Source organism: Paenibacillus etheri (genome assembly GCF_001012825.1).
Lineage (GTDB): Bacteria > Bacillota > Bacilli > Paenibacillales > Paenibacillaceae > Paenibacillus_AQ > Paenibacillus_AQ etheri.
This window is the reverse complement of the sequence record NZ_LCZJ02000019.1, coordinates 14,321-41,252: the sequence shown is the minus strand read 5'-3', so window position 1 is coordinate 41,252 and position 26,932 is coordinate 14,321. Positions and strand designations below refer to the sequence as shown.

Annotated in this window: 20 protein-coding genes; 2 read left to right on the top strand and 18 right to left on the bottom strand. The window is 44.3% G+C overall.

The window, feature by feature from the left end; genetic code table 11:
* Window positions 1-122: 122 nt before the first annotated feature.
* Complete coding sequence (locus UQ64_RS09795) at window positions 123-2,429, bottom strand: thiamine pyrophosphate-dependent enzyme (RefSeq protein ID WP_060623311.1); 2,307 nt, start codon at window positions 2,427-2,429, stop codon at window positions 123-125.
* Window positions 2,430-2,454: 25 nt separating this feature from the next.
* Window positions 2,455-3,465, bottom strand: coding sequence for a 2-oxoacid:acceptor oxidoreductase family protein (locus UQ64_RS09790; protein WP_060623310.1), 1,011 nt, complete (start codon window positions 3,463-3,465; stop codon window positions 2,455-2,457).
* 322 nt (window positions 3,466-3,787) lie between these two features.
* On the opposite strand from UQ64_RS09790, the gene UQ64_RS09785 reads away from it, so the two are divergent.
* The gene (locus tag UQ64_RS09785) at window positions 3,788-5,131 is read left to right on the top strand and encodes an amino acid permease (RefSeq protein ID WP_060623309.1); all 1,344 of its coding nucleotides are present in this window, start codon (window positions 3,788-3,790) and stop codon (window positions 5,129-5,131) included.
* A gap of 113 nt (window positions 5,132-5,244) precedes the next feature.
* On the opposite strand, the gene UQ64_RS09780 is transcribed toward UQ64_RS09785, so the two are convergent.
* The 16 genes from UQ64_RS09780 to UQ64_RS09705 form a co-directional block, all read right to left on the bottom strand.
* Window positions 5,245-5,931 (bottom strand): DUF6273 domain-containing protein, encoded by a 687-nt coding sequence (locus UQ64_RS09780; RefSeq protein ID WP_060623308.1) that lies wholly within the window; start codon window positions 5,929-5,931, stop codon window positions 5,245-5,247.
* A gap of 100 nt (window positions 5,932-6,031) precedes the next feature.
* Window positions 6,032-7,483: a nicotinate phosphoribosyltransferase gene (locus UQ64_RS09775; protein ID WP_082651053.1), complete on the bottom strand. Its 1,452-nt coding sequence runs from the start codon at window positions 7,481-7,483 to the stop codon at window positions 6,032-6,034.
* A gap of 52 nt (window positions 7,484-7,535) precedes the next feature.
* Complete coding sequence (locus UQ64_RS09770) at window positions 7,536-8,075, bottom strand: cysteine hydrolase family protein (protein WP_060623307.1); 540 nt, start codon at window positions 8,073-8,075, stop codon at window positions 7,536-7,538.
* 30 nt (window positions 8,076-8,105) lie between these two features.
* Entirely contained in the window at window positions 8,106-8,876 is a 771-nt protein-coding gene (locus tag UQ64_RS09765; protein WP_042128449.1) for an NUDIX domain-containing protein, read from the bottom strand.
* Window positions 8,877-9,041: 165 nt separating this feature from the next.
* Window positions 9,042-9,506, bottom strand: coding sequence for a YlbF/YmcA family competence regulator (locus tag UQ64_RS09760; RefSeq protein WP_410477492.1), 465 nt, complete (start codon window positions 9,504-9,506; stop codon window positions 9,042-9,044).
* A gap of 13 nt (window positions 9,507-9,519) precedes the next feature.
* Window positions 9,520-11,106: a tRNA (N6-isopentenyl adenosine(37)-C2)-methylthiotransferase MiaB gene (gene miaB / locus UQ64_RS09755; protein ID WP_060623305.1), complete on the bottom strand. Its 1,587-nt coding sequence runs from the start codon at window positions 11,104-11,106 to the stop codon at window positions 9,520-9,522.
* Window positions 11,107-11,578: 472 nt separating this feature from the next.
* Window positions 11,579-12,799, bottom strand: a complete 1,221-nt coding sequence (locus UQ64_RS09750) for a VWA domain-containing protein (protein WP_060623304.1) — start codon at window positions 12,797-12,799, stop codon at window positions 11,579-11,581.
* Between the two features lie 2 nt (window positions 12,800-12,801).
* A complete protein-coding gene (locus UQ64_RS09745) occupies window positions 12,802-15,141 on the bottom strand; it encodes a DUF5682 family protein (RefSeq protein ID WP_060623303.1) in 2,340 nt (779 codons plus the stop codon).
* A complete protein-coding gene (locus UQ64_RS09740; protein ID WP_060623302.1) occupies window positions 15,141-16,235 on the bottom strand; it encodes an ATP-binding protein in 1,095 nt (364 codons plus the stop codon). Before UQ64_RS09740 ends, UQ64_RS09745 begins: the two co-directional genes overlap by 1 nt.
* A 6-nt stretch (window positions 16,236-16,241) precedes the next feature.
* On the bottom strand, window positions 16,242-18,119 hold the full coding sequence (locus UQ64_RS09735; protein ID WP_060623301.1) for a HEAT repeat domain-containing protein: 1,878 nt from the start codon (window positions 18,117-18,119) through the stop codon (window positions 16,242-16,244).
* 54 nt (window positions 18,120-18,173) lie between these two features.
* Window positions 18,174-19,613 (bottom strand): SWIM zinc finger family protein, encoded by a 1,440-nt coding sequence (locus tag UQ64_RS09730; RefSeq protein ID WP_060623300.1) that lies wholly within the window; start codon window positions 19,611-19,613, stop codon window positions 18,174-18,176.
* A gap of 102 nt (window positions 19,614-19,715) precedes the next feature.
* The gene (locus tag UQ64_RS09725; RefSeq protein ID WP_060623299.1) at window positions 19,716-20,810 is read right to left on the bottom strand and encodes an NADH:flavin oxidoreductase; all 1,095 of its coding nucleotides are present in this window, start codon (window positions 20,808-20,810) and stop codon (window positions 19,716-19,718) included.
* Between the two features lie 167 nt (window positions 20,811-20,977).
* Window positions 20,978-21,823 (bottom strand): rhamnulose-1-phosphate aldolase, encoded by an 846-nt coding sequence (gene rhaD / locus UQ64_RS09720; protein ID WP_060623298.1) that lies wholly within the window; start codon window positions 21,821-21,823, stop codon window positions 20,978-20,980.
* A gap of 49 nt (window positions 21,824-21,872) precedes the next feature.
* Complete coding sequence (gene rhaA, locus UQ64_RS09715) at window positions 21,873-23,129, bottom strand: L-rhamnose isomerase (protein WP_060623297.1); 1,257 nt, start codon at window positions 23,127-23,129, stop codon at window positions 21,873-21,875.
* Window positions 23,130-23,167: 38 nt separating this feature from the next.
* On the bottom strand, window positions 23,168-24,634 hold the full coding sequence (gene rhaB, locus UQ64_RS09710; RefSeq protein ID WP_060623296.1) for a rhamnulokinase: 1,467 nt from the start codon (window positions 24,632-24,634) through the stop codon (window positions 23,168-23,170).
* A 27-nt stretch (window positions 24,635-24,661) separates the two neighbouring features.
* The gene (locus UQ64_RS09705) at window positions 24,662-25,813 is read right to left on the bottom strand and encodes an iron-containing alcohol dehydrogenase (protein ID WP_060623295.1); all 1,152 of its coding nucleotides are present in this window, start codon (window positions 25,811-25,813) and stop codon (window positions 24,662-24,664) included.
* Between the two features lie 356 nt (window positions 25,814-26,169).
* Between UQ64_RS09705 and UQ64_RS09700 the strand changes: the two genes are divergently transcribed.
* Entirely contained in the window at window positions 26,170-26,925 is a 756-nt protein-coding gene (locus UQ64_RS09700) for a DeoR/GlpR family DNA-binding transcription regulator (protein WP_060623773.1), read from the top strand.
* Window positions 26,926-26,932: the final 7 nt, after the last annotated feature.

Sequence of the window (26,932 nt, the reverse complement as noted above, 5' to 3'; positions counted from 1 at the left end):
TCTAATCCAATTCATCCCATCATATATCTTGACGTATTTTATGTCAATTACAAATCTCTTCTATAAAGTTAAATACAAAATAACCCGACAGAGAAATCTGCCGGGTTATTCATCATTATATTTTACAAATCAGGATGCTCATGTTTCGCTTTCAGACGACTCCAGCGACGCTCAACCTCTGCCTCGAAGCTGCGTAAAGCTGGCTCATTCTCCGGCTTCAGTAAATGACGGGTTTTGCCCATCGTCTTCAGCCAAGCAGAGAGCTCAACGCGTTTGCCTTTGTCCTCTGGGTTGTACGTAATATTAGTAGAGCCGTGTTCCACTTCATACAGCGGGAAGAAGCAAGATTCAACCGCCAGCGAGACGATGTTGGTGCCTTCCTTATCTTCAGACATCCAGTTCAGTGGGCAAGCAATCAGGATTTTACCATAAACCAATCCTTCGTTCTGTGCGTACCACTGTGCTTTTGCTGCTTTCTTCACGAGATCCTGCGGGTAAGCTTCTGATCCTGTGAAGACATAAGGAATATTGGTAGCTGCCATGATCTGCGCAGTATCTTTATGCTGTGTAGCTTTTCCTTGTTGATTCTTACCAATACTCGATGTAGAAGTCCGGTGGCCCAGTGGTGTGGAATAGGATTGCTGAGCTCCGGTATTCATGTAACCTTCGTTATCGTACTCTACGATAATCATTTTGTGACCGCGCAGTGCAGCCCCAATCGCAGGTCCCATTCCTATGTCCATACCGCCATCACCAGTTACCATTACAAATGTAAAGTCGTCTTTAAGCCCTAAACCATCAAGCTCACCACGACGTTTGCGTTCCCAGAACATTTCTACAACACCAGATAAGGTAGCTGCACCATTTTGGAACAGATTATGAATAAACGTAGATTTATGAGAAGAATATGGATATCCCGTCGTCGTTACCATTGCACAACCCGTGTGATAAAGCGCTACGATATCCCCTTCGATGCCTTTGAAGAACGTCTCGAGTCCTGAGAAAATTCCACAGCCCGGACAAGCGCCATGACCTGGTGCAAGCCGTTTAGGTTTCTTCGTTAAGCTGCGCAGAGGGGGTATCCGTACACTTAATTTTCCTGTTCCTTCATCCTGTTTAACCGTAATTAGTCCTGTCTTCAGCGAATCAAAGTCCATCGGCTTCAATAGACGCTGTGGCGCTTTGTCCGGTGCACCTGGATTGTGACCATAGTAGTCAAACGGAACTTCAACACGGTCTGCAGCAACGGCATCCAATGCCAGTTGGAAGAATGCATGACCATCTTCTGCGTAGAAGTCCTTACCGCCCAACCCGTAAATACGGCTAATTACCTTTGTAGTAGTGTTACCATAGGTGAACAAGGCTGCTTTGATCTCATTTACCATATTACCGCCGTGACCACCTACCGAATCCGCACGGTCGCCTACGGTGATTGCCTTAACATTCTTCAGCGCTTCAGCCATTTGCTTCTGCGGGAAAGGACGTATCATATTCGGCGAAATTGCGCCTGCTTTGATCCCTTGCAAGCGAAGCTGATCTACAACGTCTTTAATGATCTCTGACGCAGAATTCATCAAGAATACAGCTACTTCTGCATCTTCCATCCGATACTCTTCGATCATTGGATAGTGGCGTCCGGTCAGTTCAGCGAATTCTTTAGCGATTTCTTCGAAGACCTCACCCGCATTATACATCGCTACTGACTGCTGATAGCGGTTGTTGATATAGTCAGGTTCATTCATGTAAGGACCTACGGTAACCGGATTATTGCGATCCAGGGTATCCGTAAAGCCTGCCGGAGGTTGTGCCCCGACGAATTTATGAACATCCTCACGGTGAGTAAATGCCTGTACACGGCGCTTCTGGTGAGAAGTAAAATACCCATCTGATGCTACCATTACTGGAAGACGCACTTTGGCGTGCTCAGCAAGCTTAAGTGCCATCAGGTTCATATCATAAACGGATTGTGGATCACGGCACATCAGAATCGGCCAACCCGTGTTTAGTGCAAAATACAAATCAGAATGATCACCGTGAATATTAAGCGGACCGGAAATCGAGCGGCAGATCAAATTCATTACCATAGGCATCCGTGTACCAGCTTGTACCGGCAATTGCTCCAGCATGAACATATAACCTTGGGCACTGGTAGCATTAAATACACGTCCACCAGCCGTCGAAGCTCCATAACAGATTCCTGCAGAACTGTGTTCGCCATCTGATGGAATAAGCATAATATCATGCTGACCGTTCGCTTTCATGGTATCAAGAAATTGAGAGACTTCTGTCGATGGGGATATCGGAAAATAACCCATGACATGATAATTTATCTGATGGGCAGCATAAGCCGCCATTTCATTGCCGGATTCATATAGGAATTTCTGCTCAACCTTCGTAGAGCTTACTTCTTTTTCATAATCAATAGCCACATGTGTTCCACCTTTCCTCCGTTAATTAAGCCTCAGTAACAAGATCAAAAATATGCCGGACCGTATGGCTCTCAGCGTAGCCCTCTTCCTCGCGTTCGCCAGACAAAGCCGTTGTAGGACAAGCTTCTACGCATTTCAAACAGCCTTTGCAGTATTGATAATCAATCCCTTGCAGGAACATTTGCGGACGTCCCTTCTTATCAGGCTGCTCATCCCAAACAAAACATAAATCAGGACATACCGTATCGCACTGCGCACAATGAATACAATCATCTAATTTAAAATGAGGCAATAAACCGGATCTTGAAATGCTTAGATTCTTTAAAAAGCTGCTGCCAGGATTCGTAATGGTACCACCAATAGGCTGAGTTTCATAACCTAAGGCCGAAATATCGGTCCGAACGAACTCAGGCATAACCGCACCATCTGGTAAAGGGAAATGCATGAAGGTAACTTCATTAAATCCACGTTCGAAAGTAGTTAGTGCTGATTGAACAGCCTGCGGATATTTTTTGCCAAGTGATTTCTCGATAACACCCTTCATAATTTCAGGATCCAAGAAATCACACATCCGGAACAACGCACCTAACATTGCCATGTTTACGCGGTTCTTCTCATCTAATGCGATCGATGTAGCATCAACAACAGCTATAGTTCCTGCCATCATATTCAGAGAGGACTTCAATTCCTCCGGTGACTTAGCCGAGTTCACTAACACCGTGCTATGATCATAAATTCCGCTAGTCACTTTGACGGTCTTTGCCAATGCTTCATGGAATATTCCTACGACATGAGGTCGTTCTACTGGTGAAGTGTCACGAATATGCGTGTTCAAATCACAAAAACGGATATGTGCTTTTACCGCTGATCCCTTTTTCTCAGAACCATAGGATGAAAAGCTCACTCCATTCATTCCTGCACCGACAACGCCTGCTTCTGCAAGCATTTTACCAGCTAAGTTCGCGCCTAGCCCTCCAATTGATTCCAGACGAATCTCAAAAAATCCGAGTTCGTTCACTTTTGGTAACTGTACCACCGACATAGCCCCTTTCAGAATGTCATCAGTATAATATCCTTATGACTTTTTCAAAGATTGTAACTTCATTTAGCAAGTCGCGAAGTGACAAATCTTGCATTTTCCATGTGTTACCTAAGATTATTTAGCTACTCTTATTTAGCAATAAAATTAAAAATTAAGATGTTAAATTCATCACATTCCACATGATAAATATCACACTCCAGTGAAAAGTCACGCCTCTTTCAATAAATGTGTGTTATTTTTACTTTTCAACTAGTCCATTTCAGGATAAACTGATGCTTGGTGTAATTTTTCGAAGACAGCTTAGGAGGCATTAATTGTGAAGTCAAACGAAGCATCATTACAGAAGAAATTGCTTCCTCGGCATATCAGCTTTATGGCGATGGGCGGAGTAATCGGTACGGGTATTTTTAAAGGAAGTTCAGAGACCATAAGCATTGCTGGACCTGCGGTTATTCTTACTTATGTATTAGCAGGTTTACTACTCTTAGTGGTTATGGGGGCAATAGCCGAAATGGCTACGGTATACCCGAATAGGAACATGAAGGACTTCATTCGTGAGGCATTTGGAGAACGACTTTCCTTTATCGTGGGCTGGTTATATTGCTTCATGTGGTTGACCGTCTGTGTGATTGAAGTACTGGCAGCAGGCAGCTTCTTGCAATACTGGTTACCGGATGTTCCATTATGGCTGCTAAGTCTTGCAAGTGGAGCTTTAATTATCGGCATCAACATGATGAGTGTAGGTGGTTATGGAGAAACGGAGTTTTGGTTAGCCGGTATCAAAATTGCTATGATCATCATCTTCATTATCTTAGGAAGCTCATTAATTTTTGGGCTGTTGCCAATGACTGAAACTACTCCTTACTTACACAACTTTACAGACTATGGTGGATTTCTCCCACGAGGCTGGGCCCCCATTTTCTCTGCCCTTCTTGTCGTCATGTTCTCCTACGGTGGGTCAGAGTTGATTGGGCTAACCTTGACGGAGACACAGGATGCAGAGAAGGTCTTACCTAAGGTTGTCAAAAGCTTCATTCTGCGCGTTATTCTGTTCTATACCTTGCCGATCCTAATCATCTGTGGATTAATACCCTGGAATCAACTGAATGAGCATACAAGCCCGTTTGTTCAGGTATTAGCCGCAACAGGACTTAAGGGTGCCGATCACATCATGAACTTTATTCTGATTACAGCGGTGCTCTCTGCTGCCAATTCTGGTATTTATGGCGCCACACGGATGCTGCACTCTATGGCGTCACATGGCGAAGCACCACGTAGCTTAGCGAAAACTTCTGCAAAAGGTGTGCCCATCAATAGTCTGAAGCTCTGCGCCGTTGTTCTTGTTATGGGATCTATGTTAGCGTACTTCGCGCAGGATGGACTGTTCCGATTACTAATGGCCGTTCCGGGCTTTGTGGTTATTCTCGTATGGATCAGTATTTGTATGTCACAACTTAAACTGAGAAAATCCTATCCGAAAGAACCAACCTTTAAAGTATGGGGATTCCCATATATAACCGTCCTTACACTTGCTTGTTTAGCGGTTATCGCAGTTTCCTTCCTCTTTGATGCTCAGAACCGTATCAGTATAGGCACCTGTTTGGGAGTCCTGTTGATGCTTACGATCTGGTCCTTTGTGAAATTCAAGAAGAAGAACTGAAGAATTTAGCTCGGTCCGATTTATTAAAAAGAGGCGTATCCCTTATTCTTCACATTAGCGAAGAGAGGGTTACACCTCTTTTATTATTGTAGCCATTCAAGACCGGATTTTTATCATGGAAGATTTATTACTAAAGCTGGGCGGACGCCATCGCGAGCTATACTGACATTAGCATAGCTGCGAATACTGCAGCTCGGCCCGACAAAAAACGCACGCGTAGGTTTGTTTCCCTGTGTTCGCAGCCACCACCAAGAGCAGCCAACTTCTTCGCTGTCTTTGATTATATAGTTATCTTTATCCGTTTTATCATATACGTATAAGCTGCATCCATCGGACTTTTTCGCTTTGGCAAACACAGTTCCAACAGCACGCCTTAGATCTTTACCGTGTATCTCAGAGAATGCCTTTATCTCGTCAACGCTAAGCAAAAAGACGTTGTCCTCTGTATCCGGAGTACCCTCTCCGTTGTCTGTGCAACGTTTTGTCTTTATTAATTCCTTCTCAGCAGCATTGAACGCGGTGTTATAGAATTCATCGTTCAGCCACTCCCGTAAATCACAGTCGTGCCACGTAATATCCACACAATCACGCCATTTTATATCTACGCTCTTGCCGTGATACCTCTTGCATTCCAAAATATACTCGCTCAAAACAAACAGTTCGCCACCCGAATTTTGGAGAACACGCCATTCAATAGGCATTTCATCACCTTCCTTTGACTGTGAATACATGCCGAAAGTGATGATTTCGCCTGGTTTAACGTTCCTATTCGGCGCTAAAGTTAGCTTCCCCTTTTCCATTAAGTTCTCCTCCTTTATTACTAGCCTTTGAAAAAACAAAAAAACGCGGGTACATCACTCTCCCGCGTTAACACTGTTAACAGAATTAATCCTGCAAAATCTATTCAATATCCGGTCGCATATGCTCAGCGATTAACTGCTGCTTGCTAGTCCAGACCTTTTCACTCAAATTCACCCGGTATACCTCGGGATTCAGCTTACGTTGATACTCCGGCCAGAATAGGTCCTTTTGCTCCCGATGATAGCGGCGGACTTCATTCAAATCTGGCAAAGTATACACTTGGAATCCGTTAACGTATATCGGTACTAGCATAGGTAGTGCCTCGTAACGCTCAACATACTTATGCATGTATGGATGTAAAGGATTAAACAGCTTCAACCGCGCACCATTACGGGGAGCTTCCTCTTCAGGGAAGCAGATATAATCCGCAAGCGCTTTGCCATTTTTACCAATAATCCGGAATACGTCCTTCTTGCCAGGCGTGGATACTTTCTCAGGGTTGGAGGAAATCTTGATCGTCGGGATCATTTCTCCAGTAGCAGACTCAATTTCCACCAGCTTATAGACGCCACCCAAAGAAGGTTGGTCCGAAGCGGTGATCAGTTGTGTACCCACACCCCAAGTATCAATAGCTGCACCTTGCAGCTTCAGATCCATGATCGTGTTCTCATCCAAATCGTTGGAAGCGACTATCTTCACATAATCCAGGCCAGCATCATCTAACATCTTACGCGCTTGACGGGATAGATAGGCCAAGTCACCGCTATCCAAACGGATACCGACCATCTTTTTACCTTGTGCCTCAAGCTTCTTCGCTGTATTGATAGCATTAGGCACCCCACTACGGAGTGTATCGAAGGTGTCGACCAATAACGTAACTTCATCCGGCATCACCTTAGCATAAGCATCAAAAGCCTCCTGCTCGCTGCCAAAGCTCTGAACCCAGGAATGTGCATGTGTTCCCTTAGTCGGAATACTAAACATTTTGCCTGCCAGCATGTTGGAAGTAGCATCAAAGCCGCCAATATAGGCTGCTCTAGCCCCCCACACCGCTGCATCGGCTTCTTGCGCACGACGGGTACCAAACTCCAGCAAGATATCATTCGGGGCCACCTGCTTAATTCGTGAAGCCTTTGTAGCGATCAGCGTCTGATAGTTCATGAAGTTCAGAATGGCTGTCTCCACCAGCTGAGCCTCCATAATTGTCCCTTCGACACGGATTAATGGCTCATCTGGAAAAATCAATGCGCCTTCTTTCATCGAATGAACGGTTCCCTGAAAATGAAACTGCAACAGTTCCTCCAAGAAAGCGGGAGCATAGTTCTCTTCTTGCTCCGACAAATAACGGATATCATCTTCGGTAAACCGCAGACCGCCGATATAACCAACAATACGCTCTAATCCTGCGAACACAGCATAGCCGTTACCGAAAGGTAGCTTCCGAAAATAAGCTTCAAATACAGACTTTCGTTTATGAGTTCCATTCACCCAGTGAGCGTACATCATATTGATCTGATATTTATCCGTATGTAGCGCAAGTTCTCTTCTCAAGTCCTCATCTCCTAATATCTACGCTGCTATATGTGTATGTTCTGTTTTAGTATTATGCCTTAACAACATCTGTGCCTAAACTTCCCCGGAAATGTTCTAATGCCCAAGAATGTCCATCGGGATTAAAACTGGCAACCGCATCCTCGTGTACTGTAATTGCAAACCCTTTGTTATATGCATCTACTGCTGTGTGCAGTACACAAATATCTGTGCAGACCCCAATTAAATGAAGTTCAGTAATGCCTCGCTCCCGCAGCTTGATCTCCAGATCAGTTCCACTAAAGGCGCTATAACGTGTTTTGTCCATCCAATAGATGGAATCACGGTTGTGCTCATAGACAGACTTCAAACTTCCGAACAACTCACGTCCTTCACTCCCGCGTATATTATGAGGAGGAAAAAGTTTGCTCTCCGGGTGGTAAGGGTCATTCTCTTCATGTAAATCCACGGCCATAACGACATAATCGCCACTTTGGACAAACTCCGACGTTAATTGGCTGATTCTAGGCTCGATATCTACGGCTGGCTGACCAACCGGCAGATTTCCGTTAACAAAATCATTCGTAAAGTCGATCACTATTAGTGCTCTCATGAGATTAATCCCCTCTCCTGATTTAAGCCACTACGTGTAGATGGATAATAAAGGCTCGTGATCTGTGAACATATAGAGCTGAGCTGGACGCTGGGAATATTGATTTGAACTAAGCGCATTCCCCTCTTCGTCTCTCACTTCTTTTAATATACCCTGACGGCTACGTGTTGAAGTGATTTTACGAATAAAATTCGGTTCCTTAAATTCCGGTACTACCGTTTGAATCACCTGATAGAGCTCACTAAGGGTGAAATGTCTAGGTAAAAACTGTCTTGCGATCGTAGTCTGAAGCATTTGTTGTTGAATACGCAAGTATGCATCCTTGATGATATCATGGTGATCAAAAGCGAGCTCTAGCTCTTCAAGCGCTTCCTGCAACGTAAATAAACCTACCTCGCCAGCATCATCCGAAGCTTGTCTTTGCTCCAACATCCATTCTTCTACAAGGGCAAAAAAAGCATGACTGATAATCCATCCGCGAGGGTCTCGGCCTGGTGTACTGTAAACGCCCAGATATTCCAAATGACCACCATCTACACCAGTCTCTTCTTTGAGTTCACGCGTAGCCGCAGCATAAATGGACTCATCCTCCTGACAGAATCCGCCTGGGAGAGCCCACATTCCAGCACATGGCCATTTCTTTCGTCTAATTAACATTACCTTAAGCTCCCGTAAGGGAAGCGTCTTCGTGACCGTCTTACGTTCGCGTTTGGTCAATGTAAACATTACGATGTCGGCCGGAACTCCATCCGGTGTACGATATTTTTTGGCGTTATAGGTTTGTTCCCCATTTTCGCTCATATTTGCCCCATCCTTTTCCGAAGCTATAATTTTACTAATTCGTATCTTTAAATGTACCAAACCTTCACTTCTAAAATCAACAACTGGACATAGAAAGATTAGAATTATGTATTATGTGAAACTTAAAGGGGCGGATCTGCATCCGCCCCCTAAACTGAGTGTGGGTTATCCGCATGTGGTCGGAGGTGCTTCAGTGCCGGCTTCCACATTTATTTTTTCTGAAACGGTATCTCTAATCACGGAAATGACAAGCTGAAGTAAATAATTGATGTCACTTTGGCTCTGCTGAAATTCGTTCACGACCGGAATGCCGTCAATTTCATCCTGCAACACTTCAATTTCACGCTCGATCTTAGCTACCATATCTTTATTATTAAAGCTTTCGAAGGCAACAATTTCCTTCTGCTTTTTCTTAATCGTTGCAATCAGGCCTTGTACCCGCTCATGGTTCAAGATTTTTTGCTCAGCCTGCTGAAAATGCTTTACTTCTTCACTTGTCGAGATCAACGAAGCTAGTTCTTTAGCTTTACCCATAATATCCTCGCGTACAATTAAGTCACGGGTATTATAAGTCTTCATTCCATATTTATTCAAACGTTGTTCCTCTGTACTCACAAGCCATCTCCCCATTCGTATGTGATAATTAATGAACAGCTGCAGCTTCTGCCACAATATCCCCTTTGATGTACCATGTTTTGGTATCTGTAATTCTCACTTTTACAAATGTGCCAATAAGCTCCTTCGGACCTTCAAAATGGACCAGCTTGTTCGCACGGGAACGGCCGGAAAGGACTTCCGAGTTATTCTTACTCTCCCCTTCTACCAGTACCTCGACGACTTCACCTAGCATACGGTCATTAATGATCCGACTATTCTCTTTAATGAGATCATTTAGTCTTTGCAGACGTTCGCTCTTCACTGACATAGGTACATTATCCTCCATAGCAGCTGCAGGGGTACCTTCACGAGGTGAATAAATGAACGTATATGCCATATCATACCCAACCTCGCGCACAAGTGAAAGAGTATCTTCGAATTGCTCATCCGTCTCACCAGGGAAGCCAACGATAATATCTGTACTTAATACCGCATTAGGCACACTTATCTTGATCTTGCGAACTAACTCCAGATAAGCTTCACGAGTATATTTTCGACTCATTTTCTTAAGTACGGCAGTACTCCCCGATTGAACCGGTAGATGGATATGCTCCACCAGGTTGCCGCCTTTGCCGAGCACTTCAATCAATTTATCATCAAAATCACGTGGATGCGATGTCATAAAGCGGATGCGCGGAATATCAATTAAACGCATGTCATCCATCAGGTTACCAAACGTGTAATCGATGTCTGTAAAATCCTTACCGTATGCGTTTACGTTCTGCCCCAGCAAAGTCACTTCCTTGAATCCTTGACGCGCGAGCTCTCTTACTTCAGCAATAACGTCCTCCGGACGGCGACTGCGTTCTTTTCCCCGTGTAAAAGGTACGATACAGTACGTACAGAACTTATCACAGCCATACATAATGTTTACCCAAGCCCGCATGCCTTCGCGTTTCTTCGGTAAGTTCTCAATAATATCGCCTTCCTTGGACCATACCTCCACCACAAGCTCTTTACTGAATACAGCTTCTTTAATGAGGTGTGGCAGACGGTGAATATTATGCGTACCGAAGATCATATCCACGAATCCATGCTTAGACATAATTCGATTGACTACGCCTTCCTCCTGCGACATGCAGCCACACACACCCAGCAAAAGACCTGGCTTCTCGATCTTCAAGTTCTTAAGGTGACCAAGCTCTCCAAACACTTTATCCTCGGCGTTCTCACGAATCGCACAAGTGTTAAGCAGAATGAGATCCGCATGATTCCGATCATCGACGCTTTTGTAGCCCATCTGTTCTAACAGGCCTTTCATCGTTTCCGTGTCATGCTCATTCATTTGGCAGCCATAAGTCGTTATATGATAATACTTGTCTACTCCGAAATTCTGCATCTCTTCAGGAATCTCGAAATCATAATGCACTTCTATTTCTTCCTTGCCGCGCCGTTTTCCTTCTTTATAATCAGGCTGGCTATTAATTTGCACATTTCTTCCTTTAATCCGGTAAGTAATCTTACCCTCTTCTTCACTAATTACCTTCGCATCGCTAAAATCAAAATATTTCGAAAAATCTTTCGAACCCTTGCCGGATTTTAAGTCCGGTGAGTTATGGTTCCCCTTAGTCATGCTGTTTTCACGTCCTCTATCTAAATTGTAGCTTATCGATGTTTTAACCTAATATAAAATTATAGCACATTCTATAACATTACATCCATCATTGATGTCAATCCCAATATGCACTGATTTAGGTTTATTAAGCAATAACGCCTTTGGCGTCCCTAAAGGGAAGGTAGCGTTTATGCGAGAAATATAAAGATAATGTATAGCGTGAAACTTAACTTTCGTATATTTTTGAAAAATCAGGTCTATTTTACCACAGCGTAAGTGCAGAGCAAACTCTAAAAGAAAATTTTAATAGGTCAAGATAATAGTTCTCCTAAAGACTTTCATAAAAAAATACCCTGCCGACGAGCGACAGGGCCAAATTATATTGTATAAAGGGGGGTATGATATCTATATACGCCACAAAAACTGTAATGAAACACAGTTTCTTGTCTGAATAACACTTTTTATGAAACTTGTAATAGCACGACTCTTGTTAAATCCCTTTTGTACCAAGTTTCTTTGCTAATTCAGCAAGATCCTGTCCTTTTAGTGCACCTTCTACTAACTGTGGCAGCAGTGCAGGGGTACACGCAAAACAGGGCGTTCCATCGCGAGTCAAAGATCTCGCCACCTGCTCATCATAGAAAGGTTTGCCTTCATCAGACAAAGCCAGCAAGCACATCGTTCTAACTCCAGATTCCTTCAGATGACGCATACGACGGATTAAGCCTGCCTGGTTCCCACCTTCATAAAGATCCGAAATAACGATAAATAATGTCTTCTTCGGTTGATCAATAAACTGTTCGCAATAAGCAACAGACTTTTGTATATCTGTACCGCCACCTAGCTGAATCCCGAATAACATGTCAACAGGATCGTTCGCACATTGCTCTGTCAGATCAACGACCTCTGTATCAAATACAACTACTCGGGTACTTAGTGATGGGATGCTTGCAAAGATAGAACCAACTACTGAAGCCCAAATAATCGATTCTGCCATCGAACCACTCTGATCGATATCCACAATGACTGTCCATTCCTTACTGCGTCTTGCCCGATCATAATAGTAGAATCTCTCAGGGATAATCTGTTGTCGCTCTGCATCATAATGCTTCAGATTGCGTTTTATCGTCCGTGTCCAGTCTATACCACTAAGTGATGGCAATGGAGAATGCTGTCTGCGATTCAGTGCACCCGTCACCGCCCGACGCAGATCTTCCTCCATACGCTTTACAAGATCATCCACAACCGCCTTCACTAACAGGCGAGCCGTATCTTTTGTCTTCTCAGGAATCTTCCCTTTTAGGGAGAGTAGTGTACCTACTAGCTGTATGTCAGGCTTCACTGTTGCCAGAACTTCCGGCTCAAACAATAATTGCTTCCAGCCCTTCCGCTCCATCGCATCATGTTGAATAACCGATACGATATCCTCTGGGAAGAAATTACGAACATCTCCTAACCATTTTGCCAACCGAGGTGCTGATTTACCTGTTCCTGCTCCTCTTTGTCCCGTGGCTGAAGAGTTAGCAGCACCACTATTTACGATATCGCTTGTCTCATCGTAGATAGCAGCCAGTGCCTGGTCCATGATGAGCTCATCTTCAGTCAGGTGAATACTTGTGTTTCCACTAGAAACCGTCAATTGCTCTTCTACAGACTGACCAAGAATAAGGCGCCACCGAGCTACAACACTTGAATCCACTGATGTACTCATGGTCATATATCTCCAAAGTCAAATTCATTCAAATCCTCAATCATCTTCGCTTCGGCCTCCTTCAGCTCACCCGTCAGAATCTCAGCTGCCTGCTCGGTGTTCACACCCCACAATTCACCTAGAAGTTCGGCAATCATCGTCTTTTCTCTTGGTTCAAAGGTGCTGAAAGCACGCCGTAAGAACACTAACGCACGTACAAATTCTTCATCATCCAAAGAATTAATATATTCATTCAATTGCTCCCACAGACTTAAACGAGATAACAGAACGTATCGATTACGCATAGACATCCCTTCGAACCAGCCGGCTCCAAGTTCTGCGGGTATACCTGGTGACAGGCGCCTGGATACTTCTTCTGAACATTGCTGTGCAGTCATCGCATTACGCTCCAACAAAATGGAACATGCCACTCCAGATAAACGCGGATTGCAGTCATCCCTCTCCGACAAGTGCTTCAGCTCCTGTACCCACAGCAGCTCATCTACTTCCTCACTATGCTCAATAGCTGCCTGATTCAGTATGTTCATAGCTTTAAGCATCTCACCTGAAGCCTCATCGTTGCATTGGCTCGCATCCAGTAAGAACAGACTGGCTCGTCTGAACAGTTGTTCCAGCAAAGGAATAAGCGGCTTGGTATCGATCCGGCGACCATCGCCATACTGAATCAGAAGGGATAACTCATGTATAGAAGCAGCAATCTGCACCACATCTCGAGTGTCAACAGCTAAACGCTGAAGCGTCTGCCGTCCTGCTTCCATTTGGTGTAACATTCCACACTCATAAGCCGTTCGAATAAGTGCTGACGCTTCTGCAATTGTACTGCTGCCATCTAATTTTTGTTGCAATACATAAGCTGAAGCAATCTCAATCGTTTCCCCAAGTAGCGTAGATTCAACGACCTGGATCTCAACTTCAGGAGACCACTTCACTACCCAGTTCTCTGCCCACGTAGCGCTAGACTGACCACTTGCTCTTATGTTCACTAGATCGATCCCAAGTAATCTGAGCCTATGAAACAGAAAGGAACGGTTTAAGTCTAAATAAGCCGCTTCCTCAGAAGACACTCTTCGATTCTCTCGGAGATCTAGTTCAAGATCATTTGCTACTGGGGTCTTATATCTCTCAAGCTTCAAGCGCTTTAATTGCCGATTCAGATCATCTTGAATCGGTGTCTGACTGATCCCCTCTGCCAGCTCACCAATAGCCGTACCGATATCTGTACGAGCAAGCGCTTCAGCGATTACACTCAGCTCTCCACGTCCCAGTAAGGTCAGCGCAGCATCTCTTAGATCTCTTAACGTCGGAGCACTTCCACCGTGAAGAGCAGCCAATGATTCGGCTAAGCGCACGGCTTCGATAATTTCTGCTGTAGAACGGTGTGTCCCGGTATTCCGCAAGTATCTGGCTACGGTAGACAGATAATGATTCGGCAAGTCTTCAAGTGAGTCATTCATCATACGTTCCCACATCATTTGATAATAATGAGGAGCGAGGTTACCTGCACCATAGCCAGACAAAGAAGATAACTTATAGTACGTGTAGGGCATAAGTGTTAGCTTGGTATTTAGAGAAGGAAGAGCATCTATTTCCTCATCCGACATTCCAGACGCCAGATCAACAAGCGCCGCTGCATGGTATGCTCCACATACAACAACAATCTTATCTGGTTGATGGCCAGCAGCGATTGTATCCTGAATCTGACGACGCATATAAGCTTCACGTATCGTATTGTGTGCATACTCTATTACGTTGTTATGTCTCTCATTCTCTTCAGAAATCTGCCGCATTTGGGATGAGAAAGAAATGATCGCTTCCTGATACGCACCCTTGTTAGTGTTGTGTTCGAAATTGCGCTCCCAATACATATCATAATCAAGCTCACCAGCCAGCTCAGCTACTCTATCATATAGAGACGCTTCTTCAGGAGCCTTCTCATCAGCATTGTTAACTTCAGATTCCTCGCTCTGTTCAGCAGAATCTCTACTTTTGGTTCGTATATCCTGTAACGCGATGACCACTGATGAAGGTAAATCTATAAACGCTGTATAAGCTCCTTGCTGCTCCGCCCATCTCATCGCTTGATATTCGGGGGAATATAACGCAAGCGGCCATAAGGCTGTACGCACAGGAACTTCCTCCGTAAAAGCTAGAATAGCAATTGGAGGTTTGGTTGTCATGTTGATGACATGGCGAATCTCAGGTGTAGCATCCGATGGACCCTCAATTAACACAGCTGTGGGCTCTACTTCATGAAGGAAGCTTAATAGATGCTGCGCACCACCAGGAGACAAATGCCGCACCCCAAAAATATGCACGCCAGCTCCAGTAGTTTCGCTCTCCACTAGTTCATCTCCTTACAAGCCGTATATAACCCCCGCCAATCTGCGCCACGTTTCTTCATAATATTGTCGAGATACTCTCTCCAGACAAGTTGATCCTTATCATCATCTTTCACAATAGCACCTTGCAGCCCTGCGGCCAGATCCTCATCCGTCAGTTCTCCATTGCCGAAGCTTGCGGCCAGGGCCATACTATTCGTTAAGAGCGAGATCGCTTCAGCTGTGGAAATCACTCCTGCTGGAGACTTTACCTTCTCCTTCTTATCCAATGTCATCCCGCTACGCAGCTCACGGAAGATGGTCACGACCTTATGTAAAGCTTCATCTGCAGGGAGCGCCGCTTGCAAATCGTAGGATGAGGCAATTTCACGAACCCGTTTCTTCACAATCTCAACTTCGGTATATAAATCCGCAGGTGCTGGAAGGACGATAATATTAAACCGTCTCTTCAAGGCAGTTGACATGTCATTTACACCACGGTCTCTCGTATTAGCTGTTGCAATGATCGAGAAGCCTTTGCGCGCGCTCATCTCCTTACCTAGCTCAGGAACAGATATCGTCTTCTCCGATAAGATGGAGATCAATGCGTCCTGTACCTCAGATGCACAACGAGATATCTCCTCAAAACGTGCAATGCCCCCATCCTCCATCGCTCGCATGATCGGGCTCTTCACTAACGCTTCCGGCGTAGGGCCTTGTGCAAGCAGCATTGCATAGTTCCACGAATAGCGGACCTGCTCTTCACTCGTACCCGCAGTACCTTGTACGACAAGTCCTGACTGTCCATATATGGCAGCTGATAAATTCTCAGATAACCATGACTTTGCCGTACCCGGCTCACCAATTAATAGCAGTGCACGATCGGTTACGAGCGTGGCTATCGCCATCTCTATTAGTCTCTTGTTACCAATGTACTTAGGTGTAATCTCGGTACTTCCTGCTTTACCGCCAACGATAAACTTCAGTACAGATTGGGGTGACATCTGCCATCCTGCCGGAACCTTTCCAGTGTCTGCTTTACGAAGCGCTACCAACTCATGCTGATACAATCTTTCTGCTGGAAGTCTCATAATATCTTGTAATAGTTCTTGACTCATCGTTAGTTACACCTCTTCTATTGGGTTTGATGGTCCTTGCATAAGGCGAATGACATACTCAAGTTGTTCTTCTGCAACCTCACTGAATCGAGGTAGAACAGTTATTATTCGACTCGCAGAACTTGCTGGAAGCTGACATAGCTGCTCAAATGTATACGGTTCTATTAATCGACATTCTGTATTTCTGTCATCTTCCAAAGCCACCAGGAGAGCTTCTTGCAGGCGTTGCTTACCTACCCCTGTACGTGCTAAGCCCATCAAGAGAATATTGGAAAAACGATTACGAAATTCAGGATTATCGGTCAATTTACGTAGCAAATACTGCATTGCTTTGGCATGTCCCGGCCGTGCAAAGGCACTTACCAGTTCGTATTGATCCAGCTCTATGAAAGCATCAAGCCAGCGTGAATCCCATTGAATTGCCAGTACCTCAGGCGGCTGCATTTCAACTTTATACATATATTGGATCTGGTCTACAGGTGAATTCCAAACTGCATTATAAGTTCCATGATATCGCTGAACTACAACTTCAGATATTGTGCGTAGCAGTTGCTGTGCCATTGAAGAAGCATGGTTAGTTGAAGATGGCGCATAATGCTTTAGAACTTCTACGTATTGCTCATACACACGCTCAGGTGACAAGTAGAGATACGCATCTTTGAAAACATCATTTACGTATCTTCTATTGTTTCTATAGTAGACAAGATCACGCTCAAGTGTTTGTTGTAATATACGTTTCGCTTCCATTGAATCTAACTGTCTGAAATAGGAGTTCGCTTCCTCGATCAATGAATTCCACTTTAGCTGATTCATATATAACGGGTACTGCTCGAGAACATTAAAATATAGTTTTTCTAGTTCAGGACTGCATTTGTAAGATAAAACCCGAAGATACTGGACTACTCTAATCCATAATCCGTCTTTTTTCTTCGTATCGCCCATAATCTCAGGGACAGTTTGAAGCATATCTGAGAGCTCTTCAACCAGTCGTTTTGTAAGCTCTTGGGCTTGACACTGTCTCATTGCAGGAACTACAAGCTCACTATCTTTTCCCGTAAATGCCTCATGCAGCCGATTCACCGCATTTGCCGAGTCGCTCTTAGCCAACGCATTATAGGCAGCTTCGCGAATTTTTTTCTTCTTATCAGTACTCCAAGCAAGTAATTCAACTTCATATTGACCCTGACTTGCGAGCAGAGAAATAGCCATAGACCGAACATCTTCTGATCCTGAATCCGCAGCTTGATAGATCAGATCCTGAACGCTATCACCACCTAATACTGCGATCACGTACAGCTTTCTCGTCTCCACTATTCCTCCAGCTGGATCAAATTGATCGATAAGGATCGGAAGAATCTGAGGGCCATAGGCTGGCAGTATCTGCTTCATCACAAGCTCGGCGATCTCTACATATGGATCTTGGAGGGCCGCTAAAGCAGGATGAATCATTCGAAGATCTTGGAACAATCCTGTCTCAAAAGCTTCCTTGATAATCTCATAACGTCCTCCCCCACGAGTCTTTAATGCCGTCTGTACTGCTGACAGCTTACGATATGAGAACTGAGTAGGCAATCTCACCGGATGGACTTCAACCTCAAGCAGTTCGCCATCAGGCGAAGTTGCTCCCTGTGTATATAGTACCGAGCTAAGCAGCACACTGAGCTCCTGTAGGCTCTGAGCAGATGAAGATCCCTCGGAAGAATTCGGTTCAATGACCGCAACGACTCCCTCTCCTAATCTTTTGAATATGGGAGCTCGTTCACCTAGCTGTTGAAACTGAGGCAATAGCCGCTTTAAGCGGAAATCCTCAGCAGCGAGCTCACTTCCAGCTATATACAGCCGCTTTACTTCTTGGTGAAGCTCTTGTAGTAATGCTGTACTCATGGATATTCCTCCCAAAGTTTATGTGAAGATAGCCAAGCCTGAAACCTTATATTTTTAATATAAGAGACGGATCATATCCATCCCTTTAATAAGAGTTAAAGGTTGTGCTTTTAATCGTCCAGTATCGAGTTGGTGCTCAAACATAAGCAGCATCGTAGTATCCGATAATTCTTCGAGTGCAAAGTATTGTAACAGTGGCAGTGTATTCTGTTCGAGTGCTACTATTTGGTCTAACACCAAATGCTGACCCGATTCGTCCGTAATGACGAACTGATCTTGCTGAGACTTGCTAATCTTATTCACATGCAGCAACATCACAGGATTCTTGTCTGCTAGGGGATTCTTTAACTGATTTTTTATCTGCTTAAAGCTTTCGGAAAAAGAATATGATGCCTTAGAAACAATCCACTCTACATCCTGATTAGTCAGAGGTCGTGTTGACATACTCTCGAAACGTACCCTCCGGTTCCGGTCACCAGGATAACGATATAAGGAAGGAATGAGTGCAACATCAGTGAAACTATCTTCTTCATGAATATACTTGGCTGCTTTATAAGGGCGATACTGGAGCGTACGATGTATATCACCAGTAGACTTTTCTATCCAGTAGCCGAGGTCTACATATTCCTGTCTGGCCGCATCATCATAGCTGAGGAATGAAAGCTGGATCAGCTCTACATCAGAGCTCATCAGACCGCATTCCTTAAGCTCCGTTAGCTGCCAAGCATGACCAAGCCATTCTTCAATCGTAGATTCATGATTCAAAGACATATCCGGATCTTCCAGCTTCAATGTTAGATGAGCGCGCCCTTTCTTGATGAACGCATGAATTCGGGTTAGCTGCTCTATTGCTAATGAATAAGTCTTCTCACGATTATCAGAAGAAGAGAGCAATAAAGCTAATCGTCTTAATTCAATTTGTGCACCAGTTAAGTAATAATTGCCCATCATCTTCACGTGCACCTGAATATCCTTTACACCCTTGGCGTCTATTGTTCCAAGTCCTGCGCGTATAAGCGATTGGGTCAGTTTCTCCAGTACAGCCAAGCCCTCTAGTTGGGCTCCAATCTTTTTCTTAAGTGCGGACTTGTTCACTTTCTTGGGCTTAACAGTAGCCCCTTCTGCAGCAAGCTCAGACTTTCGTTCTTCACGCTTACTCATCTTCTCTCGTTTAACAGCAAGATCTTCAGGAATCGTCGCAGATACGAAATTCTCCTTGCCTACATAGGCATATAGCAGTCCGAGGACATGCTTGCAAGGAAGCTGCCTACTTGGACAAGTACAACGCATCACCGGCTTGTCAGAAACAACAAAATCAGCAGAAGGATAATAGTTGCTGCTACCGCTGCCACCGCACTCACCAAACAAAACCACACCGTCTTCCGACTGATTCAACTGGACGAATCGTCTCTTCTTAACTAGTCCTTGCCCGTTCTTAATTGCTGCACTGTTCGGTGCTAGAGTATCTATGAAGACTTCTGTGATATCTATCAACCCATATCCTCCCTACCTGTTATGCTTATTAATATCTATGATAATATTAGCTCTTAATGAAAATTATTCTAAGAGCTGACCAAAACCCGCTTTTCTATTCCTTTAGTATAGAGTTTTTGTCGATTCAGCCGTGAATGGAATGATCTCGTCTATCGTTCCGCTTTGAACTTTGGCAGGCCAAGCTGGATCGCTAATTAATGCTCTGCCAACAGCAGCCAAATCAAATTCCTCATGATCCATTCTTTCTAGTAATTCATTAATGTTATCTTCTTTCATCTGAGGTTTGTCTTCTGTAAAAAAATCACTGTGAAGACCGATAGAACCCACCGTAATACATGGTTTCCCCGTGATTTTCTTGGTCCATCCCGCAAGATTTAGTTCAGATCCTTCAAATTCAGGTTGGCTGAAGCGGCGAGTGGAGCAGTGGAAGATATCCACCCCAGCATTGCTTAGTGGAGTTAGGAATTTTTCGAGCTCATCCGCATTTTTTGCCAGCTTCTCATCATAGGCACCCAATTTCCATTGAGAGAAGCGTAGCACGATCGGAAAGTCTGGTCCAACCGCTTTACGGCATGCTTCAACAATCTCTACAGCAAATGTAGTTCTGCCTACCAAATCACCACCGTAACGATCGGTACGTTTGTTCGTTCTTTCCCAGAAAAACTGGTCTATAAGATAACCGTGTGCTCCGTGTATCTCGATACCATCAAAGCCCACCTTTTTCACGTTCTCTGCCGCTTGAGCGAATGCAGAAACTAAGCTTTCAACTTCAGCCGTAGTCAGTGGCTCTGTCACAGGTTCTCCTTCTAAATTTAGACCAGAAGGGCCGATAGGAAGCGCTTCAACATTAGGGCCTTCCCCTATAGTACGCGCCATTCCCACATGCCATAATTGAGGTATGATCTTACCGCCAGCCGCGTGAACCTCTTCTACAACCTGCTTCCAGCCCTCTAAAGCTGCTTCTTCATGTATATTGGGAATATTGGCATGGCTGACTGCCGAAGGATGATTAATGGCTGTACCCTCGGTAACGATCAATCCTACTCCACCCTCTGCCCGTCTGCGGTAATATGCGGCAACATTACTTCCTGGTACACCATCCGGTGAGTACACCCGAGTCATCGGTGCCATGACAATTCGATTTGACAGCGAAAGATTCCCCACTTGAAAAGGTGAAAATAATAGCTCTGTATTCATACACATTACCTCCAATTGATTATTTGATTACTTTAAGTAAGGCTAATTATCTCCCCAGAAGATGGAAAATGCAAATTTTTAAGATCTTTATGTAAGAAAAAAATCATAAAAAAAACCGGACCTCGCAAAATCTGCGAACGCCCGGTTTTCATCCCATTACGAACTTCCTAAACTTCAAGAATACCAGCTTTTGGAGTTACTCCGAACGCCTTAGCTAAATCCCACAGCTGCTGATCCGTGATCTTTTGCTTCATTTCTCTTCCGCCAATCAGGTTGTAGATCGTAGCAGCCTTTTCAACAGTCTCTACTAGACCAAAGGTGGCATCCATAGTGGAGCCAGTGCCAAAAATCCCGTGCTGCGGCCAGATCACTAGGCGGTGATCCTTCATTTTCTTAGCGGTTTCGCGGCCGATTTCACTGCTGCCAGGAACAATCCATGGAATGACACTAATGCCATCAGGGAATACAACAAGGCACTCTGTGCACATTTCCCAAAGCGTCTTCGTAAACTTCAATTCATCCAGATCATGCGTGAAGGTCATCGCGATAACATTCGTAGCATGTGTATGCAGTACGATACGGTGCGTAGGGTCCACCTTCAGTCGCTCAATATGACTCATGAAATGAGAAGCCAATTCACTAGTAGGTACAGCACCGTTCCGCAATCCCCATAACACTTCTACGCTTTCACCATTCGCACTAACCCGAAGCACACCGAGATTGGCTTCTGGGTCTTTGATCACATTTCTGAAATACTTGCCAGACCCCGTCACTATGAAATATTTACCCGCTAGTTCTGTTACAGGGAAGGTAAGTTTAATGGTGCGTAGTGGTTCTAGAACGTTGATATATTTAGCAACCTCATTCTCATCCAGCAGATAGCTGACATTACCGCCATTCAGCTCATCCCAGCCAAGCTCCCACATATGACGGGTAATCTCTGACATTTCCTGAATAAATGGAGCCTCACTACTGGCAATATACCCTTTGGATTCTAATACGGATGTACTCATTATCAATCTCTCCTTTGTATATGTTGCTCTCCACATCCACTCTAACACTCTATCTTGCAGACAGAACTTCCTGTTCATAACGCTTCACTTCAGCCAGCCATTGCTCACGAACGGGTGTATTTTGTGATGCACAATAGTAATCCCACACGGCTCCAAACGGATACGATTTGAATTCTTCCACCAGCGCTAGCCGTGAAGTATAATCACCAACCCGCTCGATTCGCTTCAATTCTTCCACCGGTTCTAGCATTGCGCGTAGTAACGCCTTAATGGTGTTGCGAGTACCAATCACCCAAGCAGCGATATGATTAATACTGCCATCGAAGAAATCCAGACCCATATTCGTTCGGGAGAGCAAGTCACCACGCACCAATTCACGGGCAATTTCCAGCATCTCATCGTCCATCGTTACAACGTGGTCACTGTCCCAACGGACGGGTCTGCTTACATGCAGCAGCAGCTGCTCACTAAACATAAGAATCGAAGATAACTTATTCGAGATCATCTCTGTAGGATGAAAATGTCCGGCATCCAAGCAGATGGCTTTGCCGCGAGTTAAACCATAGCCCATATAGAACTCATGTGAACCAACCACATAACTCTCAGAACCGATTCCGAACAATTTACTTTCTACAGCATCAATATTATAAAGAGGATCTATTTCTACACTAAAAATCTCATCCAGCGATTCCTTTAACCGCACTCTTGGAGCTAAACGATCGACTGGTGTATCTTTATATCCGTCTGGTACCCAAAAGTTAGTTACACAAGGCTGACCCAGCTCCTTACCAAAATGCTCAGCAATTATGCGAGAAGCCTTACAATGCTTAATCCAGAAGTTACGAATCTCCTTATCCGAGTGACTAAGCGTAAAACCGTCTGCTGCCTTCGGATGCGAGAAACAAGTAGGATTAAAATCAAGTCCCAGCCCCTGCTCCTTCGCCCAGTCTACCCAAGACTGAAAGTGGCGCGGCTCTAATTCATCTAAGTCAACTTCTTCATCTGTATCTGCATAGATCGCATGTAAATTCACTTTGTGCTTGCCGGGAATAAGGGATAATGCCTTTTCTAAATCTTGACGCAGTTGATCTGGCGTGCCAGCTCGGCCGGGATAACTTCCCGTTACCGCTATTCCCCCGCTTAGTTCTTTATCTTTAAAAAGAAACCCTTGTACATCATCGCCCTGCCAGCAATGTATGGAAATCTTTATTTGTGCGAGCCGCTCTAGCACTTTCTCCACATCAATACCGTGGGCTGCATATAGTTTTTTGGCTTCGTTATAGCTAGTGAGAATACTCTGATCCATGCTGTATTTCCTCCTAAAATCTTATAGCGTATGTTTGATTAGCTAGGATGTTTTACTTTGGACGACTGAAGTTCTTTCCACCGACTTACAATATCCTCCAAATGAGCTGTCGGGCTCGGCGAATATGATTTAATCTTAAAAGACTGGCCGATAATGTCTCTTGCTTCATTAATATCAACAATGCTGCCAGTGCTAATCATCTGCACCACTATATTTCCAAGTGCTGTGGATTCCGTTGGGCCAGCCTTAACTTCTCTGCCTATAACATCAGCAGTCAGTTGGCATAACAGGCTGTTGTTAGCGCCTCCCCCAACAATCTGCAGATCCTCGATTCGGCTGTCTATCAGATCTTCTAGTTCTTCCAAGTAAGTAAGGTACGATAACGCTAAGCTATCAAAAATGCAGCGGGCCAACTGGCCCGGCGTCTCTGGAACAGGCTGCCCGCTCTCTGCGCAGGCACTACGGATTTCTTCTATCATATTTACTGGATTGAGGAATCTTGGATCATTACAGCAGATTAGGCTTCGGAAGCCTTCCTCTCCTTGTGCAAGCTCTGCTAGCTCCGCAAAGCTGTAACGTCCGTCCATCTGCCTGCGAACTTCTTGGATGAGCCATAGACCCATAATATTTTTGAGGAATCTGTAGGTGCCATAGGCGCCCCATTCATTAGTATAGTTAGCCTCCATAGCCTTCATAGAATTAAGAGGCTGGGTTCGTTCCACACCCAGTAAAGACCATGTTCCACTGCTAATATACGCGGAGTCCTTTTGGAGAGGAGCACCCAGCACTGCAGACGCTGTATCATGAGTGGCTACACAGATCAGTTGGCAATCCGGAAGATCATAGGTCTGTAACAGTGCTTCGTCGAGGGGGCCAAGAACTGCTCCCGGTTCAGTCAATGCAGCGAACTGCTCTCTCTTAATATTCAGAAATTTCAACAGTTCATCGTCGAAATCTCTACTGTCCAAGTTCAACAGCTGAGTTGTTGATGCGTTAGTAACCTCATTGATCTTGCGTCCCGTTAATTTATAATACAGATAATCAGGCACGAGTAGGATTTGATCCGCCCCAGATAATTCTTCTTTACTATGAACATATAGCTGGTACAACGTATTGATGGATAATTTCTGGATTCCAGTCTTTTCATATATAGTTTGTGGTGAAATGTACTTTGCCACTTCATCCATTGCCAGATCGGTTCTACGATCCCGATAAGCGTAAACTTCCTGAACACGGTTTCCTTCTGCATCCACGAGTACATAATCTACAGCCCATGTATCTATACCTAGCGTACATGCTGTAATGCCTTTCCCCTTGGCTTTCTGAAGCCCTATAATGATCTGCTCGAATAAATAATCTATGTCCCAGAAACAGGAATTCTCTTGTTCTGTAAAACGGTTGCTAAACCGATGAAGCTCCTCTAAAATAAGGACGCCCTCTTGCAGTATTCCGCGTACTAACCGCCCACTAGAGGCACCAATATCAACGGCGATATGATTATTCATAAAGAATCTCCTAAAGTAAGGGATGATTTATAGTATTTTTTTGAAAAGAGCAATGACTTCTTCTTTCGTTGGAATAAAAGGGTTACCAGGCGCGCAAGCGTCCTTCATGGAGTTCTCTGCTAAAAGATCAAGATCGACCTCATCTACTCCAAGCTCGGATAGTTTAGATGGAATTCCTACTTCTTCAGATAACGCCTTGATCGACTCGATTACGAAGTCTGCGCACTGCTTATCGGTTTGATTCTCAACGTTTAGTCCAATCGCTTTAGCTATAGCTCTGAATTTCTCGGGTACGTATTTGGCATTCTCTTCTTCCACAAAAGGAAGCAGCATTGCGTTACATACACCATGTGGCAGATCATATACACCGCCAAGCTGATGCGCCATCGCATGCACATATCCAAGTCCTGCGTTATTGAAAGCCAATCCGCCTAGAAAAATCGCATACACCATTTGCTCACGAGCCTCAATGTCATGGCCATTCTTAACGGTACGAGCCAAGTTAGCGAAAATAATCTCCACAGCTGCAAGCGCGGTAGCATCGGTTACCGGATAGGCTCCTGGCGTTACCAGAGCTTCGATCGCATGAGTTAAAGCGTCCATTCCTGTTGCTGCCGTAAGCGCAGCGGGTTTATCAACCATAAGCTCAGGATCATTAACCGAGATGGTAGCAATGCTGTTCTTATCCACCATTACCATCTTCACTTTGCGTTCTTCGTCTGTGATGACATAGTTAATGGTTACTTCGGCTGAAGTGCCTGCGGTTGTATTTACTGCAACGATCGGCAGCGATTTATGCTTCGACTTGTGTACGCCCTCGTATTCTTTGATATGACCACCATTCGTGGCAATAATCCCAATAGCTTTAGCCGTATCCTGTGGCGAACCACCACCGATGGAGATCAGATAATCGCAATTCTGTGCTTGGAGATAATCCACACCATCATGAACATTTTTACAGGTCGGATTAGGTTTAACTTCATCATAGATGGCATATTCAATCCCCGCTTCGTCCAATACTGTCAGCAATTTACCAGCAATGCCGTTCTTCATTAGGAATTTGTCTGTGACTACAAGTGCTTTCTTTAAATTCAGTTCTTGAATATAAGGACCGATTTCCTGCAAGCATCCCTTGCCCATAATATTGATTGATGGAACGTAAAATACATGTGTGCTCATTTCTTGACCAGCCTCCTAATGTGAATTCATCAACACCAAAGTAATTCACTTTGCTCTCGAACTAGAATGTAGTATTTCGGCTTCAACGCCTAAGGCTGGCCCCTGAATCGTAACTCGACCGGCTCTGATTTCTCCCTAACTTGACTAATCTCTAAAGGATTTCTTTTCCTCCTTCATCGTATGCTCCATAATCTTCGTTGTCAACATTTTAAATATTTTTTATGTTGTTTTTATTTGTTTTATATCTGTTTCGTGAATATTATTGAGAAGTACAGATGTTTTTACGTTGTTTTTATTGCAAAACACAGATATTTAACGCTATGATTGTAAAATATAGCTTCGGAAAGGTGATTCCTATGCTTGCAGCCGAAAGACGCAAAAAAATAATAGATCTTGTCCATCAAGATAAACGAGTACTAGTCTCCGACCTAAGTAAAATGTTTGAGGTTACAGAAGAGACGATACGAAGAGATTTAGAGAAGCTGGAGAAGGATGGCATCCTTAGTCGTACCTATGGAGGTGCTATGCTAAATCGGCATACGAATGAAGATTTGCCTTTTGTTACACGTAATGCGCTAAATACAGATATTAAACGGGGGATCGCTCTAAAGGCGCTCGATTTAATCAATGATGGAGATACATTAATGGTAGATCCAAGCTCTACAGCCTTTGAGTTTCTAAAATTGCTCGGAAACAAAAACAATCTAACCATCATCACAAACTCCATTAATATCCTGCATGAGTTCTCGAATTCAGGGATGGATATCATCTCTACTGGCGGTTCACTTCGTTACCGATCGTTGTCGCTGGTGGGACCGGTAGCCCATGACACCATTCAAAGATACAATGTGGATACTGCGGTAATCAGTTGCAAAGGAATGGATATGGAACGAGGCATCACAGATTCCAACGAACCTGAGTGTGAGCTTAAGAAGTACATGCTGCGGCAAGCCAATAAGGTCGTACTCCTGGCGGATCACACCAAATTCGATAAGACTGCTTTTACAAAGTTGGTTGAGCTTGGCCATATTGATTTCTTGATCACTGACCGTAAGCCTTCTGAAGCTTGGCTAAAACGACTGAACGAGGAAAACATTGAGGTTCTCTATTAACAGAGGG